Origin of the sequence: Rhizobacter terrae (assembly GCF_003852895.1) — a bacterium.
GTDB lineage: Bacteria > Pseudomonadota > Gammaproteobacteria > Burkholderiales > Burkholderiaceae_C > Albitalea > Albitalea terrae.
On the sequence record NZ_QUSW01000007.1, the window covers coordinates 1 to 15,033 of the forward strand.

Genomic DNA, 15,033 nt, shown 5'->3' on the forward strand with positions numbered 1-15,033 from the left:
GCAGCTACATCACGTTCTACAACCAGCAGCGACTTCACTCGTCGCTGCGATACCTCCCTCCGGCTGCCTTTGAACAGCGGCAGGGCCTGCAAGCATGTGTCAACTAAAGCGGTGCAAGTTCCCAGTCAACAGCCGGCTTCGCCGTCTTTCGCCTGCCGCTCATGTCAAACGTTAGACCCCTATGCCACGCACAATCTATTGCTGGCGCTGTCGAATGAACCTTCCGATGCTTACAGAGGAAGAATGGTCGATCGTTGCTCCACACTTGGCGAATGGAGTCGAGCAAATCAAGCGCTATCGCGAAGAGCATCAATGCTCACTGGCCGAGGCCCAAACAAATGGGTTCGGGCAAGAGGCGCTTGCGCTATATGCGGGCATCACAGGGTTCAAGGAAACGAACGCGAACGCGCTGTTCCATCATCGCCTGAGTATCTATGGGCCTCCTTGCCATGTATGTGGCAAGCCGCTACGTACACCTCAAGCCAAATACTGCGCCATGTGTAGCACGGAGCGCTCAATCGGCGTCGAGGCGCGTCAATGAAAACCTGCGCGCCGCCGGACAATCCGGGGTCTAACCCTTCCATCGAGCAGACATATTCCAGCAAGCTTCGCTTGCTTCCAGCCGCCCCTCATGTCAAACGTTAGGGCCCACCTTATGATCCAAAGAGAACGAGTGACAGCAACATTGGAGGGAGACTTCGTTGTCTTTCTCATCGGGGTGCGAATCAACAAGCCTTTGTTGATCCACAAGTGGTTTCCTGTCGTTCAGGCCATGCCTCGCATGCTCAAAGAGTTGAGCCGCCAACCAGATCTAGGCTTCATTCACGCCGAAATGTGGTTCTCTCGCACCATCATTTTGGTGCAGTACTGGCGCTCAATGGAGCAGCTTCTGGCTTACGCAAAGAACAAGGAGGCCGAGCATCTGCCGGCTTGGCGCTCGTTCAACAAAGCAGTTGGAACCGACGGCTCAGTGGGCATCTGGCACGAAACCTACAAGGCTTCGCCTGGCAGCTACGAGAGCGTCTACGTCAACATGCCGCCATTTGGCTTGGGCAAAGCTGGCGTCTTGCAGCCGGCAACTGGCGGTAAGCAGTCAGCTTCTGGTCGGTTGGGTGCTGAGCGCAATGCGCCTTAACTCTTCAATCGAGAGGCGTTAGGCGCCTCGCCCCCATGATCAACGCAGCATCTGTTCGCGAGCGAATTGCCGCAGTGGCAGAGTCTGCAGCCGACAACACAAGCGGTGTTTGCTGCAAGCGCGGGTCAGGTGGAGGGCGAAAGCACGGAGTTCGTTCGCATCGGTGACGAGGGAACGAAAATCACATTTCGATTCTGTCCTCGCTGTGGCGCTGCCGTCTTTCACACCGCCTCAGGCCATGAGAACTCAATCTCCATCCCGGTCGGCGCGTTCGCAGACCCATCATTCCCCAAGCCTTCCACGTCGGTGTATGAGGAACGAATGCACTCATGGGTAAGCATGCCTGCTGGCATTGACCACATGGATTGATTGCTGCGCGTCACGCGCACCTCACCTCAAACGTTAGGCCTCGCACCAATGAGTCGTCAGCGCAAACGCCATCTGGCTCGGATGCCCCTGGAGGAAGCGGTTCGGCTGGGCACTTCCGAACTGGTTGCGGGCGCCGGTCTTTACGTCGAGGTACAGGACCACGACAACATAGACGGCCTTCTTGTTGTGATTGAGGCCGTATCGAATCCGAGCACAATCAGGCTACGCCCGCCTCCAACCGCCGCTCGTCTCAAACTTTAGGCCTCAAAGGACCTCCATGTTTCGCCTTCTTGGTAGCCGACTGTTCGCCATCTGTCTGGCAGTCATTGGGATCTTCATGATCTATACGGGCCACAGGAGTGCGGTGAAGTTCGCCGCACTTCGTGATCACGGCAAGATGGCCAGGGCCGAGGTGGTGAAGCTGGAGTGGAAGGAGAAGAAGATGACTCATTCCGACAGCCTCTACACAGCGCATGTCCGCTTCCATACGGAGGACGGCCGGGAGGTCCAAGCTGAAGTTGGCGTGCCGGCGGAGCTTGGACGCTCTTTGCGGGGCAACGCCACTGCCGCAACAATGAATGTGCGCTACCTGCCCGAGTCGCCAAGCACCATTGAGGACGTCAACAAGGATGATCCGTCTGAGGCCCAGAGTGGAATAGGTCGGATCATGCTTTTCCTGGGAATCGGGATGCTCGTCGTTCGCCTCCTGTTTTCAAAGAGGCGTGCGCGTTGAAGCCTGGGGCTTCCATCGAGAGGGCTCCTTCGGGCAGGCTGGGCCCGCCTACGGTCGCCTCTCATGTCAACCGCTAGGCCCCGCAAACACCCTCATGCGATTCGACGGCAAGCTCAAATCCTGGAACGATGTGCGCGGCTTCGGCTTCATCGAGCCATTGCAGGGCGGGCAGGAGATCTTCGTCCACATCAAGTCGCTCCCACCCGGGACGGGCCGCCCGACGGTTGGATTGGCTCTAACGTTCGAGGTCGAACTGGGGCCTCAAGGCAAGAAGCGAGCGAAGTCCGTACAGTTTGTTCGTTCGAGCCGGCTGGTGTCCACACCTCGCCACGAATCACCTGCCCGCTGGACAGTTCCTCGCCGGCTTGCGCTGCCGTGCTTCTTCCTTCTGTATGCGGCCGTAGCTTCCCGCTGGTCAGTCAGTCCATGGGTCGCCGCTGCGTATGCGGCGGCAAGCCTCCTGGCCTTCTTTGCCTACGCGCTCGACAAGTCCGCAGCGCGCCATGGCCGACGGCGCACTTCTGAATCAAGCCTTCACTTCCTCAGTCTCGCCTGCGGTTGGCCGGGTGCGCTTCTGGCTCAGCAACTTCTTCGCCACAAATCATCCAAGACGTCGTTCGTTGCCCGCTTCTGGGCGACGGTCATCGTTAACGTCGCCGGGTTCCTAGCAATTCATTCACCGCTGGCCAAGAGGCTGCTGGTGTGAGAGCGAGACTGAACCCCTCATGTCGAACGTCAGGCTGCCCATGAATCACATGCTTGCTTCACTTGCCGAGGAAATCCAGCTCAACGCAGCGGCGCAAGAGCCGCTGCGTTGGGCCTTCTGTCTGGCGTGTGCATCGCGTGTCGAGCACCTGCTCGAAGATGCACGGGCATTGGCTGCGGTGCAAATGCTTCGATCGTTTGTCGCCGGCAACGTTGACGCTGCGACTGTGCGAGGGCTTGCCGTCGAGCTTCAGCAGGTCGCCAATCAACACCGAGGGTCCAACTCCATTGACGGCGCAGCACACGCTGCTGTCTCTGCCACCTACGCTGTCGCCAATGCCATCAACGGCCGCCCGCTCGAGGCAGCCAGCTATGCGGCATACGCTTGTGTCTACGCGTATGGTGGCTATGCGGTCAACGATCCTGCATCGTTCGAGCCGGAGTTCGCCTGGCAGGTGGCTCAGTTGCGGCTTCTTGCGTCTGCACATGGCCTCGGTAGTCGCGCCACCTGACCCTTCGTTTGAACTAGTCCTTCGACGTGAGCCCATGCTGCTCGTGCCATTGCGCGAGTGACATGTCGGGATACTCATCGAAGTGCGGATCGGTGGACAGCCCTTCCGGCACGGCCCAAGGGGCGCGCGAACCGAGCATCAGATGCACATGCTCCGGCGCGGCCGGCAGCGGCGTGTCGATGGCGCCGGCATGCGGATGCACCAGCTCCGGCCAGGTCGGGTCGTACAGCCACAGCGGACTGCCGCATTGCCCGCAGAAGTGGCGCTGTGCGGTGCTGGTCTCGGTGCTGCCGTCCTTCTTCGTGATCTCGGCCTGGTAGACGCGCAGGTAGCGCTTGCCGGTGACCTTGAGCGTGTCGTAGTCGGCGCCCAGGTTGATGGCATAGCCGCCCGATCCCGCCGTCTTGCGGCAGATGGAGCAGTAGCAGCGCATGAACGGCACGGGCTGCGCGCTGTGAACGCTGAAGCGGATGCGGCCGCAATGGCAGGAACCTTCGAGGTGCATGGTGGGCGGGTCCTCTGGATGAAGGGCTTCCCTCTCCCGCCGGGGGAAGAGGGAAGCCTGGGGTTACGCCGCCAGTTTCCTCAAGCTCGCCACCGTCTCCACACAAGCCCTGGCCGCTTCGCGGCCTTTGACCACGAAGTGCTCGGCGAAGAAGGTCTTGTGCACGTCGTGCTCATGGAAGTTCTTGGGCGTGAGCACGGCCGAGAGCACCGGCACGTCGGTGTCCAGCTGCACGCGCATGAGGCCGGAGATGACCGCATCGGCCACGAACTCATGCCGGTAGATGCCGCCATCGACCACGAAGCCGCAGGCCACCACCGCGGCGTAGCGGCCGGTTTGCGCGAGGCGCCGCGCATGCAGCGGGATCTCGAAGGCGCCGGGCACCTCGATCACGTCGACTTCATCGCGCTGTATTCGATGCCGCGCCAGTTCATCGAGGAAGGCGTCGCGCCCCTGGTGGACGATGTCCTCGTGCCATCGCGAATGCACGAAGGCGAAGCGCGTGGGCTCGGGGATGCGGAGGTTGCCGCTGGAGTCGCGGGACAGATGCTGCTGGAACTCGAACTGATTCATGGTGTTTCCTTGATGGAAGGGTTGGCCAGAATCAGGGCGCACGAAGGCCGCGGCCTCCCCGGCGGTGGCCCGCAAGAGAGGACGTGAGGACAATCGCGCTCTCTTTCATCCGGACTGTGACCGTCGGCCCCGGAGTCTCACCGAGGTCTGCTGACCCTGGCTTCACGGGGAAGCCAGGCGCTCGCGGGCTTGTGCGATCAAGTCGCCATCACCGCCGGTGGGGAATTTCACCCCGCCCTGAGAACGCTGCCGCAAGCCGAAGCCGGCGGCCAAAACATCATAGGCCCGCGGCCAAATCCTCAGTCTTCGATGTGTTCGTGATGCGCACTCGCACCGCGTTTCCAGTACGCCGCCGCGCGGATGGCCTGGCGCGGCACGCCCTTGTCTTCCACCAGGATGCGGCGCAGGGTGGCCATGGTCGACGCCTCGCCGGCGCACCAGGCGTAGCCCTCGCCTTCGGGCAGCACGAGCGCGTGCACCGCATTGACGAGCGCATCGGCGCTGTCCACCCAGTGCAGGGTCAACGCGGCCGCAGTGCGGAACTCGCGCCGATCGGCCACGTCGTCCGTCAGCCCGATCACGATCGCCCGGGTGCCGCGCGGCAGCTCTTCCAGCCTGCGGGCAATGGCCGGCAGTGCCGTCTCGTCGCCGATCAGCAGGTGCCAGTCGAAGTCGGTGGGAATGACCAGCGAGCCGCGCGGCCCGGCCACCACTGCGGTGTCGCCCGGCTGGGCGTTCGCCGACCATTGCGCTGCCGGCCCGTCGCCGTGCAGGGCGAATTCGATGCTCAGCTCGCGGCGCTGCGTGTCGAAATGCCGGGGCGTGTAGTCGCGCCGCACCGGCTCGCCCGCGGCGTCGCCGAGAATCAGCTTGATGTGGTCGTCGAAGGAGGCGCTGATGAAATCGGACAGGCTCTCCCCGCCCAGCGTGATGCGGCGGGTGTGCGGCGTGGGCGATTCCACGCGCAGCACGGTGAGTTCGCGGCGCTTGATCTCGTGGCGGATGCGCTGCACGCGGGAGACGGCTGGGGCAAGGGTGTCGGTGCTCATGCAAATGGGTCCCTGGGCAAATGGTTGACAATATCCCCTATCATGTTCAAATCAGTTGATAAAGTCAACCATGCGGGCAAGCATGGCGAAGACGACGTGCTCGATCTCGTGCACACCGTCATGCACCTGTACCGCTCGCAGCAGTACCAGGTGCTGCGCGACGGCCCACACGACATCACCCACATGGAAAGCAAGGTGCTGTGGTTCTTTGGCCGGCACCCGGGCTCGACGCAAAGCGACATCGTGGCGCACAGCGGGCGCGACAAGGCGCAGATGGCGCGGCTCATCAAGGGCCTGCGCGAGCGCGGGCTGCTGGAGGCGCGGGCCGATGAGGCGGACCGGCGCAACACGAATCTCTTCCTCACCGACGACGGGGTGGCGGTGCAGCGCGCGCTGTCGCAGCAGGCCAAGAAGGTGAGCGCCAAGGCGGTGGCGGGTTTGAGCGGCGAAGAGCGCGACCAGTTGCGCTCGCTGCTGCAACGCGTGAAGATCAACCTCGCTGCCGAATGATGGCCATGCGCATCGAACACATCCGCGAAAGGCTGCGTGCCCTGGGTGCCAAGCCCGTGCACGAGCAGCGCGTGCTGCGCCTGTGGTCGCAGGCCCTGCCGCAAGACAGCGGGCGGCGCAAGCCCGAAGACTTTCTGCCCTTGCCCGTGCGCGAGGCCTTGCCGGCGTTGACCGAGGAGCTCAAAGGGCTGGCGCGTTTGCGCTCGGAGCATCCCGGCGAAGACGGCTCTGCACGATTGCTCGTGGAACTCAACGATGGCCAGACCGTGGAAAGCGTGCTGCTGCCGCGCGACGGCCTGTGCGTGTCCACGCAGGTGGGCTGCGCGGTCGGCTGCGTGTTCTGCATGACCGGCCGCGACGGCCTGCTGCGCCAGCTGGGCAGCGCCGAGATCGTCGCGCAGGTGGCACTGGCACGCACCAAGCGCGTGGTGAAGAAGGTGGTGTTCATGGGCATGGGCGAGCCGGCCCACAACCTGGACAACGCGATGGAGGCCATCGAGCTGCTGGGCACGGCGGGGGCCCTGGGGCACAAGAACATCGTGTTCTCCACCGTGGGCGACGAGCGCGTGTTCGAGCGCTTGCCGCTGGGCCCGGTGAAGCCGGCGCTGGCCTTGTCACTGCACACCACGCGGCCCGACCTGCGGGTGAAGCTGCTGCCGCGCGCGCCGCGCATCGATCCGCAGGACCTGGTGGAAGCCGGTGAGCGCTATGCCCGCGCGACGGGCTACCCGATCCAGTACCAGTGGACGCTCATCGAAGGCGTGAACGACAACGAGGAAGAGATCGAAGGCATCGTGCGCCTGCTCAAGGGCAAGTACGCGCTGATGAACATGATCCCCTACAACACCGTGGCCGATCTCGAATTCAGGCGCCCGAGCTGGGAGCGTGCGGCCGAGATCGCGCGCACGCTGCATCGGCGCGGCATCCTCACGAAGCTGCGGCAATCAGCCGGGCAGGATGTGGATGCGGGCTGTGGACAGTTGCGGGCGCGCGAGGTCAGGGTGCCGGTGTCGCGGATCGCTTCAAGGCGGCCTTCCCCGTGAACTCTGACGCAGGCGCCCGGCGGACGTGACCGGCCCGGCCTGATCGCCACGCCTACCATCCGGCGCATGCAGAACACCACATCCCTCAAGAGCACCTTCATGGCCGGCGTTGGCGCCGCATTGCTGGTCTGCTTGCAGCCGGCCATCGCGGCCGACGATGACCCGCAGCTGCTGGGCTGTTGGCGGCTGCAGGAGCAGCGGTACGTGTTCGCTGATGGGCATGCGGGACGGGGCAACAACGACTGCGTCGTCGAATACTCTCCCGGTCGCATCACCGGACGATGTCATTTCGGCGCCGGACAAGACACCACGACGGAGCACACCTGGACGCTGGCCAAGCCGGGTGTGATCCACCTGACGGACGTGTCGATGCCAGACGTGCACTACCGCATCGAGGGCGATTGGCTCGTGAGCTCGCAGGACACCCCTGCGGCGCCCGCGGGAAGCCAGCCCCGGCCGGTGCGCGCGGAGCGCATTGCGGTGCGAGAAGGTCCGGCGTGCATGCCGCGCGGCGACCAGCACCTTCGCTCCGGAAAGGGGCCAACGAGTTCGCTGGCACTCCACGCGCCCAAGGGCTGGACCGCACGGCCGGAGGCACAAATCCCCGCTGCACCAGGGATGCTCGTGGGACTGTTCACCAATGACAGCCAGCACCCCGTCGTCGTGACGGTGGCTGACCTGCTCCTCTCGGACTCGGGTCCCTTGCAGCCGGCGGACTTCGGCACCTTGCGAAGCGACGCGAAGAAGGATCGCGAGCTCACGATCCGCTGCGACGAGCCGCAGCGCTTGTGTGCGATCCGGCAAAGCGCTGACGGGTTCAAGGCCTACCAGGAAGTCTTCGTGCTCCGCGGACGTCCGGTGATGGTCATCGCTTCGGGCAAGGATGCCACTGAAAGCCAGTGGCGCGAGGCGGCCACTCTCTTCGCGCAGACGCTTCGTGCCGACAACGCCGCGCCGAACCGGTAGCGCATCACGCGGCGCGGTTCACTTCGTGACGGCCGGGCGCTCGGCCCAGTCGGCTTGCGATACCCCGTGGCGAGCGGTGGCGGCATCGATGGACGGCAGCAGCGCACGAGCGGAATCGAGGTCGATTCGACCTTCCTCGGCCTGACCCAGCCGGATCCGGACGATGCCCCGGCCATACAGCGTCCACGCTTGCTTCGGACGAATGCGCAGCGAGCGATCGAAGTCCGACAGCGCATCGCGCAGCTCGCCCCGGCGCAAGTGCACCCACGCTCGGCTGTCGAGGTATGCGGCGGTCTGCGGCTTTCGCTCCAGCGCCTCGTCGCAATCCTTGAGCGCCTGGTCCAGCTCGATGCCGAGCAACGCCTTGGCCCAGCATCGCTCGTTCAGGACTTCGTGCAGATCCACCTGGTTGCGGTGGGCGGCGATCCAGTGGTTCCACTGCAGCACGGCGAGGTCCTGCCGGTCGAGGATGCGGTACAGGCGTCCCATGTCGCGCCGCACGTGGTCCTGCGGCGCGACGGCCTTGTCCAGGGCCTGCAGATCGTCGAGGGCGCCGTCCCGGTCATCCGTGTTGGCACGGTAGCCAGCACGCAGGAGGCGCGCCTGCGCATGCGTGGGATCGAGCCGCAAGGCGGTGTTCACATCCCGCAGGGCTTCGGACGACTGCTTCAATGCAATGTGCACCTCGGCCCGGCGCAGGAAGTAGTCGGCCACGTCAGGCGCCAGTTCGCAGGCGCGATCAAGGTCCGCGAGGGCAGGGGCCAATGCCTTGCGAGCGGCGAAAGCGGCACCACGGCGTGCATAGCCGGCCGCGTCTTTCGGCTGTTCGACGGCTGCGCCTTCCTCTGCGGCGGGTGCGGCGGCCTGCCCGGGCGTCGCCGTGTCGAGCGAAAACACGGGACCGCCTGCATAGGTGAAGAACATGCGCCGTCGGCTCTTGGACACGTAGACGCGGTGCGACAGGAAGAAGTCGATGCCGATCAGCATGTCGGCGTCATCCATGTGGAAGTCCCCGATCTTCAGGATGCTGTTCTTGATCGTCTCGTCGCCGATGGTCACCTCGCGCACCGGGGCGGTCCATGCCTTCGCTTCGCCCCGTCCTGCGCCGTAGATGAGTCCATGGGGCTTCATGTCAGCGTCCTTCAACCCCGCCCGGCGGGCCGCCGCCAGGGAGAGTGCCGACCGGGCGCCTGTGTCGAACAGGGCGCGCACTTCCTCGCCGTTCACCTGCACCGCGGCGATGATGGCCGGTGTCCGGTACCTCGGATCGCGCGGCAGTGCCAGCTCCGACACCGCCTTGTCGCCGGCCCAGTACGCGAGGTTGACCTCCTGGCAGTCGCCTTCGGGGAACATCAGGCGGATCATCCCGTGGGCCAGGTCGTACTCCGTGTCGGTGAACGCCAGGAAGTTGCGGCCGAGCAGGCCCATGGTCCCGCTGCCGGGCTCATTGCCACCCACGACGAACTCCACGTCCGGAATCTCGCCCTTCTGAAGCCGCAGGCGCTTGACGGTGGTCAGGCGCGTGTCGACACGGCCTGTCAGTCCTTCAACCTGTATCTCGCGATTCGGTCGAGTCACCGGCAAGCCCAACTGCTCCACGGCGGCGTCGGTCAGGAAGCTGAAGAACGCGCCGCTGTCCACGGTCAGCGGTACGTCCTTGCCATTGATGCCCACGGTGGCGACGGCTCGCAAGCCGGTCATGGTCACCGGCAGCTCCACGGCCTTGAGCCGGCAGTCCGGCGCGCCGAAGCTGGATGTGCACGTACCGAGGGCGATCAGCAGGCCGAGGAGGACCGGGCCTGGTCGTGGAGCGGCAAGTCGGCAAAGCGATGGCATGGATCCTCCCGGCGCTGTTCTTGTGTCGCGAGCGAACTCGGCGACCCGCTCGCGATGCTAGCGCGCATGTCCTTCTCATGGGCTTCGCACACGGATCACACGGCGATGACTAAGCTTGATGTGAAGAGCACCACCCGGCGCATTTCCGTCTCCGCATGATTGTCTTGTCGTGAACCGCTTCCACCGTTTGTCCTGCGCATGGCGTTGCCTGGCTGCCGCGTTGCTCATTGCAAGCGGCGCCGCCGCGCACGCCCAGACCGGCCTGGTCGAGCGTTCGCGGCTGGAAGGCGAAGGCATCAAGCCCGAGGCCAGCTTCGAACATCGGATCGACCCCTGGAGCCGCTGGACACTGAAGCTCCAGGCCGACCCGGCGCTCGGGACGGATGCCGGAGCCCGAGCCGGCATCGATGTCCGCGTCCTCACCGAGCGGCTGGATGCACACGAGCTGCAGGCCGGTGCGGCCATGGCTTTCTCGCCTGCGCCGTCCGAGGCCGTTCAGGCGTGGCAGCCTTTCGATGACGACAGGCCAACGGTCTTCCTCGAAGACAGCTGGCGCTGGTCGCCGCAAGTCCGCGTGACCGGCGGCGCGCGGCTGGTCGGCATGCCGGGCGGCGCGGCATTGCACCGCCGGCTTTCGTTGGCATGGCAGCCGGCCAGCGACTGGACATTGCGGCTCACCGACGCCGTGCTCCGGCCGGCGTCGCCCGCAGCCGATGGCCTGCGAGGCCAACGATTCCTGGGCATGGACCTGCAGACGGAACAGGAGGCCAGCATCCTGCGGGTGCAGGTGCGGCTGGCTTCGCAACTCGTGAACGAGGCCGTGCAGCCCCAATGGCTGCACGCCGCGTCGCTCGCGCTGAGCGCACCGCTCGATGACCGATGGCTGCTGGGTGGCGATTCGCTCATCACCAGCCAGGGCAAGCTCATGCGGCTCAAGCTGTCCGGCTCGATGGTGCGTGACAGGGCCAGGCTGTCCCTGGTCGTGCCGCGGCGGTTTCAGGGGCGCCCCATCGACCCGGCATTGAACGGCGGCTTGCCGTTGGGGGATGCCGACGACAGGCTGGGTTGGCGCACGCGGCTCGAATTGCGGTTCTGAGGGTTCAGAACCGCACGCGCAACCCGCCCGCAAACGTGTTGCCCGCGCTCAGCCCGGTGACCTTGTCGTTCATGTACACCGCATACACATCGCTCAGCTTCGACAGCGTGTAGTCGTAGCCCAGCGTGAGGGTCTTGTTCTCCGTGTCCACCCCCGACACTCGCGCCCGCGCGAAGCCGTATTGCGCCAGCACGCGTCCCGGTCCCATCGGCACCGAAGCGCCGAAGTTCCAGATGCGGGTCTTATCGTTCACCGTGGCTGCGGTGCGCACGTCGCTGTACTGCCCGTACAGCTTGGCCACCGGCAACTGGTAGGACATGCCCAGCTGCCACGCCGCCTGCCCGCTGAAGCCTGCCGGTGCACCGAAGGCGCCATTGCGCACGTGCTGCCAGGCGGCCGTCGCTGCGAAGGGGCCGTTGAAGTACAGCGCGTTGGCGCCGTAGTTCTTGCCTTTCGAGCCGACCGCGCCTTCGCTCAGGTTGGCAGCGAGGTTCCAGCTCAGTCCGTCGTAGTCGGTGCTGGCATAGGCCACCGAGTTGTTCCAGCCGGTGTCGCCCAGGAACGCCGGCATGCCGGCCGCCGGCGTGAAGAGCTGGCGGATGCTGGGCGAGAAGCCGAAGGAATCGCCGAAGGCATTGAACAGCAGCGTGGAGACGAACAGCGGCGTGGTGGTGCGGCCCAGGACCGTGGTGCCGAAGGCGCCTGACAGGCCGACGTAGGCATCGCGCGCCCAGAAGGCATCGCCGTTGAAGCGGCCGGGGCTGCCGGTGTCCAGGCGCAGGAAGTGGTCCAGTGCGAACTTGGCCTTCAGGCCGCCGCCCAGGTCTTCCGTGCCGCGAAAGCCGATGAAGCTGGTGGACATCCCACCGCTCTCGGCACGCGACACCTTGGCGGCGCCGGCGTTCTGGAACTGGCCGGCGGACATGTCCAGCAAGCCGGTGAGGGTGACGTTCTGGGCGTGGGCGCCGGCCGTCGCGGCAACGGCCAACGCGCCCGCGGCGAGGCGGAAGAAGGGTCGGGTCATGAGGGTTGCTCCGGAGCGATGCAGCGATTCTGTGACAAGACTTCTCGCCTCTCCGTACAAACCCGCGGAAAACCGTGCGGGATCGCCCGGGGTGTTCCGCGCGCGCCACATTTGTCGAAGGTGTGCTCCCTACGGTTTCTCGCAGAATGGGCGCTCTCCCACGAAGAGCTTCCCGCTGCGCGCCATGGACCTTTCCATCAACGGCCAGACCCGCTCCCTGCCTGAGGGCGCGACCGAGCCCGACATGCCCTTGCTGTGGGTGCTGCGCGATGTGCTGAACCTGACAGGCACCAAGTTCGGGTGCGGCGTGTCGGCCTGTGGCGCCTGCACGGTGCATGTGGACGGCCAGGCGGTGCGTTCGTGCGTCACGCCGCTGTCGGCCGCAGAGGGCAAGCCGGTGCGCACCATCGAGGCGCTGGGCACGCCCGAACAGCCGCACGCGCTGCAGAAGGCCTGGATCGCTCACCAGGTGCCGCAGTGCGGCTACTGCCAGAGCGGCATGCTGATGGCCGCCGCCGCACTGCTGGCCAAGAACGCGAACCCGAGCGACGAGGACATCGACGCGGCCATCACCAACATCTGCCGATGCGGCACCTACCCGCGCATCCGCGAAGCCATCAAGACGGCGGCGCGCGAGCTGCATGGCCAGCCCGCGAAGAAGGCCGCCACCGGCGCCGAAGGGAAGGCCCTGTGAAGCGCCGCAGTTTCGTCCTGAGCGGACTGGGCGCCACGGGCGCGCTGCTGGTGGGCTGGGGCGTGATGCCCATGCGCAGCCGCATGGGCGGCGTGGACACGATGCCGGTGAACGACGGCCAGGTGGGTCTCAACGGCTGGATCAAGATCGCACCCGACGGCACCGTCATGCTCGCCATGCCGCGCAGCGAAATGGGCCAGGGCGTGCACACGGCGCTGGCCATGCTGGCGGCCGAAGAGCTGGACGTGCCGATGTCCAAGGTGACGCTGGTGCAGGCAGGCCATGAATCGCTGTATGGCAACGTGGCGACCCTGACTGATTCAATGCTGCCGTTCCACCCCACCGAACGCGAACCGGGTGCCGAGACGCGCACGGTGCGGGCGGCGCAGTGGGTGGTGAGCAAGGCCGTGCGCGAGCTGGGCGTCAACATCACCGGCGGCTCGTCCAGCGTGAGCGATGCGTGGGAGGTGGTGCGCCTGGCCGCCGCCACCGCGCGCGCGCAGCTGGTGAACGCGGCCTCGTTGCAATGGAAGCTGCCCGCGGCGGAACTGGCGGTCAATGACGGCGTGGTCAGCCACCCCTCCGGCCCGAACGGGCACTACGGCCAGCTCGCGAAGATGGCCGCGGCCACGCCGCCGGGCGACGTGAAGACCAAGGATCCCGGCCAGTGGAAGCTCATCGGCACGCCCGCGCCGCGCACCGACCTGCCGGCGAAGGTGAACGGCAGCGCACGCTTCGGCATCGACGTGCGCGAGCCGGGCCAGGTCTACGCGGTGGTGCGGCACTGCCCGGTGCTGGGCGGCGGCATCGGCCGCATGAACGTGGATGCGGCCATGCGCATCCCCGGCGTCGAACGCGTGGTGCGCTTGCCCAGCTATGCCGGCTCCACCGAGGGCGTGGCGGTCATCGGGCGGTCGAGCTGGCATGCAAAGAAGGGAGCACAGGCGCTGGACATCGAATGGCGCCTGCCCACCGCGATGGTGCCGGACACCAAGGCCATCATGGCGACGCTGGAGGCCTCGGCCCGCGAGGCCGCGAAGACGCACGGCGGCTTCGGCTTCTACAGCCGCGGCGACCTGAAGGCCGCGCAGCAGGGCGCGGCGCGCAGCATCGAGGCGGTGTATCGCGCGCCCTACCTTGCGCACGCGCCGATGGAGCCCATCAACTGCACCGCGCAGGTGAAGGATGGTCGTGTCACCGTCTGGGCCTCCACGCAGGCGCCGGGCATGGCGCGCGCCCTTGCGGCCGAGGTGGCGCAGGTGCCCGCCGATGCCGTCACCGTGCACGTCACCTACCTCGGCGGCGGCTTCGGCCGGCGGCTGGACGTGGACTTCGTCGGCCAGGCCGTGCGCGTGGCCGTCGAAGCCAACGGCCGCCCGGTGCAGCTGCTGTGGCCGCGCGAAGAAGACATCACCCACGATTTCTACCGCCCGGCCGGCGTGGCGGTGATGAAGGCCGGCTTCGATGCGCAAGGCGCGGTGAACTCGCTGCAGATCACGAGCGCGGGCGATGCCATCACGCCGCGCTGGATGGAGCGCACCCTGCCCCAGCTCACCGGCCCGGTGGACCTGCCGGACCGCAGCACCAGCGACGGGCTCTTCGACCTGCCATACGGCATTGCCAATGAGCGCATCGCGCACATTGCCACGAAGAGCAACGTGCCGATCGGCTTCTGGCGCTCGGTGGGTCATTCGCACAACGCGTTCTTCTCCGAGAGCTTCATCGACGAGATCGCGCACGAGAGCAAGCAGGACCCGGTGGCCTTCCGCCTCGCGCTGCTCAAGGACATGCCGCGCCATGCGGCCGTGCTCAAGCTCGCGGCCGAGAAGGCCAGCTGGGGCACACCCTTGCCCGCGGGCCATGCGCGCGGCGTGGCACTGCACGAAGCCTTCGGCAGCATCGTGGCCGAGGTGATGGAGGTGTCGCTCGCCAACGGTGCGCCGCGCGTGCACCGGGTGGTGTGCGCGGCGGACATCGGCACGGTGGTGAACCCCGGCATCGTCGCGCAGCAGATGGAAAGCTGCATCGTCTTCGGTCTCACCGCCGCGCTTTACGGCCGCATCGACATCGTCAACGGCGCGGTGCAGCAGACCAACTTCCCGAACTACCCGATGCTCAAGCTCGCGCAGACGCCGGTCATCGAGACGCACCTCGTGCGCAGCACGCGGGCGCCCGGTGGCGTGGGCGAGCCGGGCGTGCCGCCGGTGGCACCTGCGCTGGCCAACGCCCTGTTCGCGCTGACGGGCAAGCGGCTGCGGGACCTGCCGCTCACCCTGGCTTGAA

At 66.0% G+C, this 15,033-nt stretch carries 17 protein-coding genes and 1 riboswitch; of the genes, 12 read left to right on the forward strand and 5 right to left on the reverse strand.

What is annotated here, in order from left to right; translation table 11 throughout:
- The first annotated feature begins 214 nt into the window (after positions 1-214).
- From DZC73_RS21825 to DZC73_RS21850, 6 genes are all read left to right on the forward strand, one after another.
- Complete coding sequence (locus DZC73_RS21825; protein ID WP_124542504.1) at positions 215-541, forward strand: hypothetical protein; 327 nt, start codon at positions 215-217, stop codon at positions 539-541.
- A 132-nt stretch (positions 542-673) separates the two neighbouring features.
- Positions 674-1,135, forward strand: a complete 462-nt coding sequence (locus DZC73_RS21830; protein ID WP_328589530.1) for a DUF4188 domain-containing protein — start codon at positions 674-676, stop codon at positions 1,133-1,135.
- Positions 1,136-1,201: 66 nt separating this feature from the next.
- Positions 1,202-1,504 carry a GFA family protein gene (locus DZC73_RS30710; protein WP_456238446.1) on the forward strand — a complete coding sequence of 101 codons (303 nt, stop codon included), beginning with the start codon at positions 1,202-1,204 and terminating at the stop codon, positions 1,502-1,504.
- Positions 1,505-1,781: 277 nt separating this feature from the next.
- A complete protein-coding gene (locus DZC73_RS21840; protein WP_124542506.1) occupies positions 1,782-2,237 on the forward strand; it encodes a DUF3592 domain-containing protein in 456 nt (151 codons plus the stop codon).
- A 94-nt stretch (positions 2,238-2,331) separates the two neighbouring features.
- A complete protein-coding gene (locus tag DZC73_RS21845; RefSeq protein ID WP_124542507.1) occupies positions 2,332-2,943 on the forward strand; it encodes a DUF1294 domain-containing protein in 612 nt (203 codons plus the stop codon).
- Positions 2,944-2,983: 40 nt separating this feature from the next.
- On the forward strand, positions 2,984-3,454 hold the full coding sequence (locus tag DZC73_RS21850; protein WP_124542508.1) for a putative immunity protein: 471 nt from the start codon (positions 2,984-2,986) through the stop codon (positions 3,452-3,454).
- Positions 3,455-3,467: 13 nt separating this feature from the next.
- Here DZC73_RS21850 and DZC73_RS21855 read toward each other — a convergent pair whose 3' ends face one another.
- From DZC73_RS21855 to DZC73_RS21865, 3 genes are all read right to left on the reverse strand, one after another.
- Entirely contained in the window at positions 3,468-3,959 is a 492-nt protein-coding gene (locus tag DZC73_RS21855; protein ID WP_124542509.1) for a GFA family protein, read from the reverse strand.
- Between the two features lie 63 nt (positions 3,960-4,022).
- The gene (locus DZC73_RS21860; RefSeq protein ID WP_124542510.1) at positions 4,023-4,532 is read right to left on the reverse strand and encodes a 6,7-dimethyl-8-ribityllumazine synthase; all 510 of its coding nucleotides are present in this window, start codon (positions 4,530-4,532) and stop codon (positions 4,023-4,025) included.
- Positions 4,533-4,625: 93 nt separating this feature from the next.
- Positions 4,626-4,781: riboswitch (FMN riboswitch) on the reverse strand.
- A 50-nt stretch (positions 4,782-4,831) separates the two neighbouring features.
- Positions 4,832-5,581 (reverse strand): siderophore-interacting protein, encoded by a 750-nt coding sequence (locus DZC73_RS21865; RefSeq protein ID WP_124542511.1) that lies wholly within the window; start codon positions 5,579-5,581, stop codon positions 4,832-4,834.
- Between the two features lie 42 nt (positions 5,582-5,623).
- Here DZC73_RS21865 and DZC73_RS21870 point away from each other — a divergent pair, with 42 nt between their 5' ends.
- From DZC73_RS21870 to DZC73_RS21880, 3 genes are all read left to right on the forward strand, one after another.
- A complete protein-coding gene (locus DZC73_RS21870) occupies positions 5,624-6,091 on the forward strand; it encodes a MarR family winged helix-turn-helix transcriptional regulator (protein ID WP_124542512.1) in 468 nt (155 codons plus the stop codon).
- 5 nt (positions 6,092-6,096) lie between these two features.
- Positions 6,097-7,134: an RNA methyltransferase gene (locus DZC73_RS21875; RefSeq protein WP_124542513.1), complete on the forward strand. Its 1,038-nt coding sequence runs from the start codon at positions 6,097-6,099 to the stop codon at positions 7,132-7,134.
- Between the two features lie 66 nt (positions 7,135-7,200).
- Positions 7,201-8,100, forward strand: coding sequence for a hypothetical protein (locus tag DZC73_RS21880; RefSeq protein ID WP_124542514.1), 900 nt, complete (start codon positions 7,201-7,203; stop codon positions 8,098-8,100).
- 18 nt (positions 8,101-8,118) lie between these two features.
- On the opposite strand, the gene DZC73_RS21885 is transcribed toward DZC73_RS21880, so the two are convergent.
- Positions 8,119-9,801: a pepsin/retropepsin-like aspartic protease family protein gene (locus DZC73_RS21885; RefSeq protein ID WP_161974697.1), complete on the reverse strand. Its 1,683-nt coding sequence runs from the start codon at positions 9,799-9,801 to the stop codon at positions 8,119-8,121.
- Between the two features lie 304 nt (positions 9,802-10,105).
- Here DZC73_RS21885 and DZC73_RS21890 point away from each other — a divergent pair, with 304 nt between their 5' ends.
- Complete coding sequence (locus DZC73_RS21890; protein ID WP_124542516.1) at positions 10,106-11,032, forward strand: TonB-dependent receptor; 927 nt, start codon at positions 10,106-10,108, stop codon at positions 11,030-11,032.
- 4 nt (positions 11,033-11,036) lie between these two features.
- Here DZC73_RS21890 and DZC73_RS21895 read toward each other — a convergent pair whose 3' ends face one another.
- Positions 11,037-12,056 (reverse strand): porin, encoded by a 1,020-nt coding sequence (locus DZC73_RS21895; protein WP_124542517.1) that lies wholly within the window; start codon positions 12,054-12,056, stop codon positions 11,037-11,039.
- A 184-nt stretch (positions 12,057-12,240) separates the two neighbouring features.
- On the opposite strand from DZC73_RS21895, the gene DZC73_RS21900 reads away from it, so the two are divergent.
- Both DZC73_RS21900 and DZC73_RS21905 read left to right on the forward strand, forming a co-directional pair.
- The gene (locus DZC73_RS21900) at positions 12,241-12,750 is read left to right on the forward strand and encodes a (2Fe-2S)-binding protein (protein ID WP_124542518.1); all 510 of its coding nucleotides are present in this window, start codon (positions 12,241-12,243) and stop codon (positions 12,748-12,750) included.
- On the forward strand, positions 12,747-15,032 hold the full coding sequence (locus DZC73_RS21905; protein ID WP_235835237.1) for a xanthine dehydrogenase family protein molybdopterin-binding subunit: 2,286 nt from the start codon (positions 12,747-12,749) through the stop codon (positions 15,030-15,032). The genes DZC73_RS21900 and DZC73_RS21905 overlap by 4 nt, the downstream gene beginning before the upstream one ends.
- The last annotated feature ends 1 nt before the right edge of the window (position 15,033 follow it).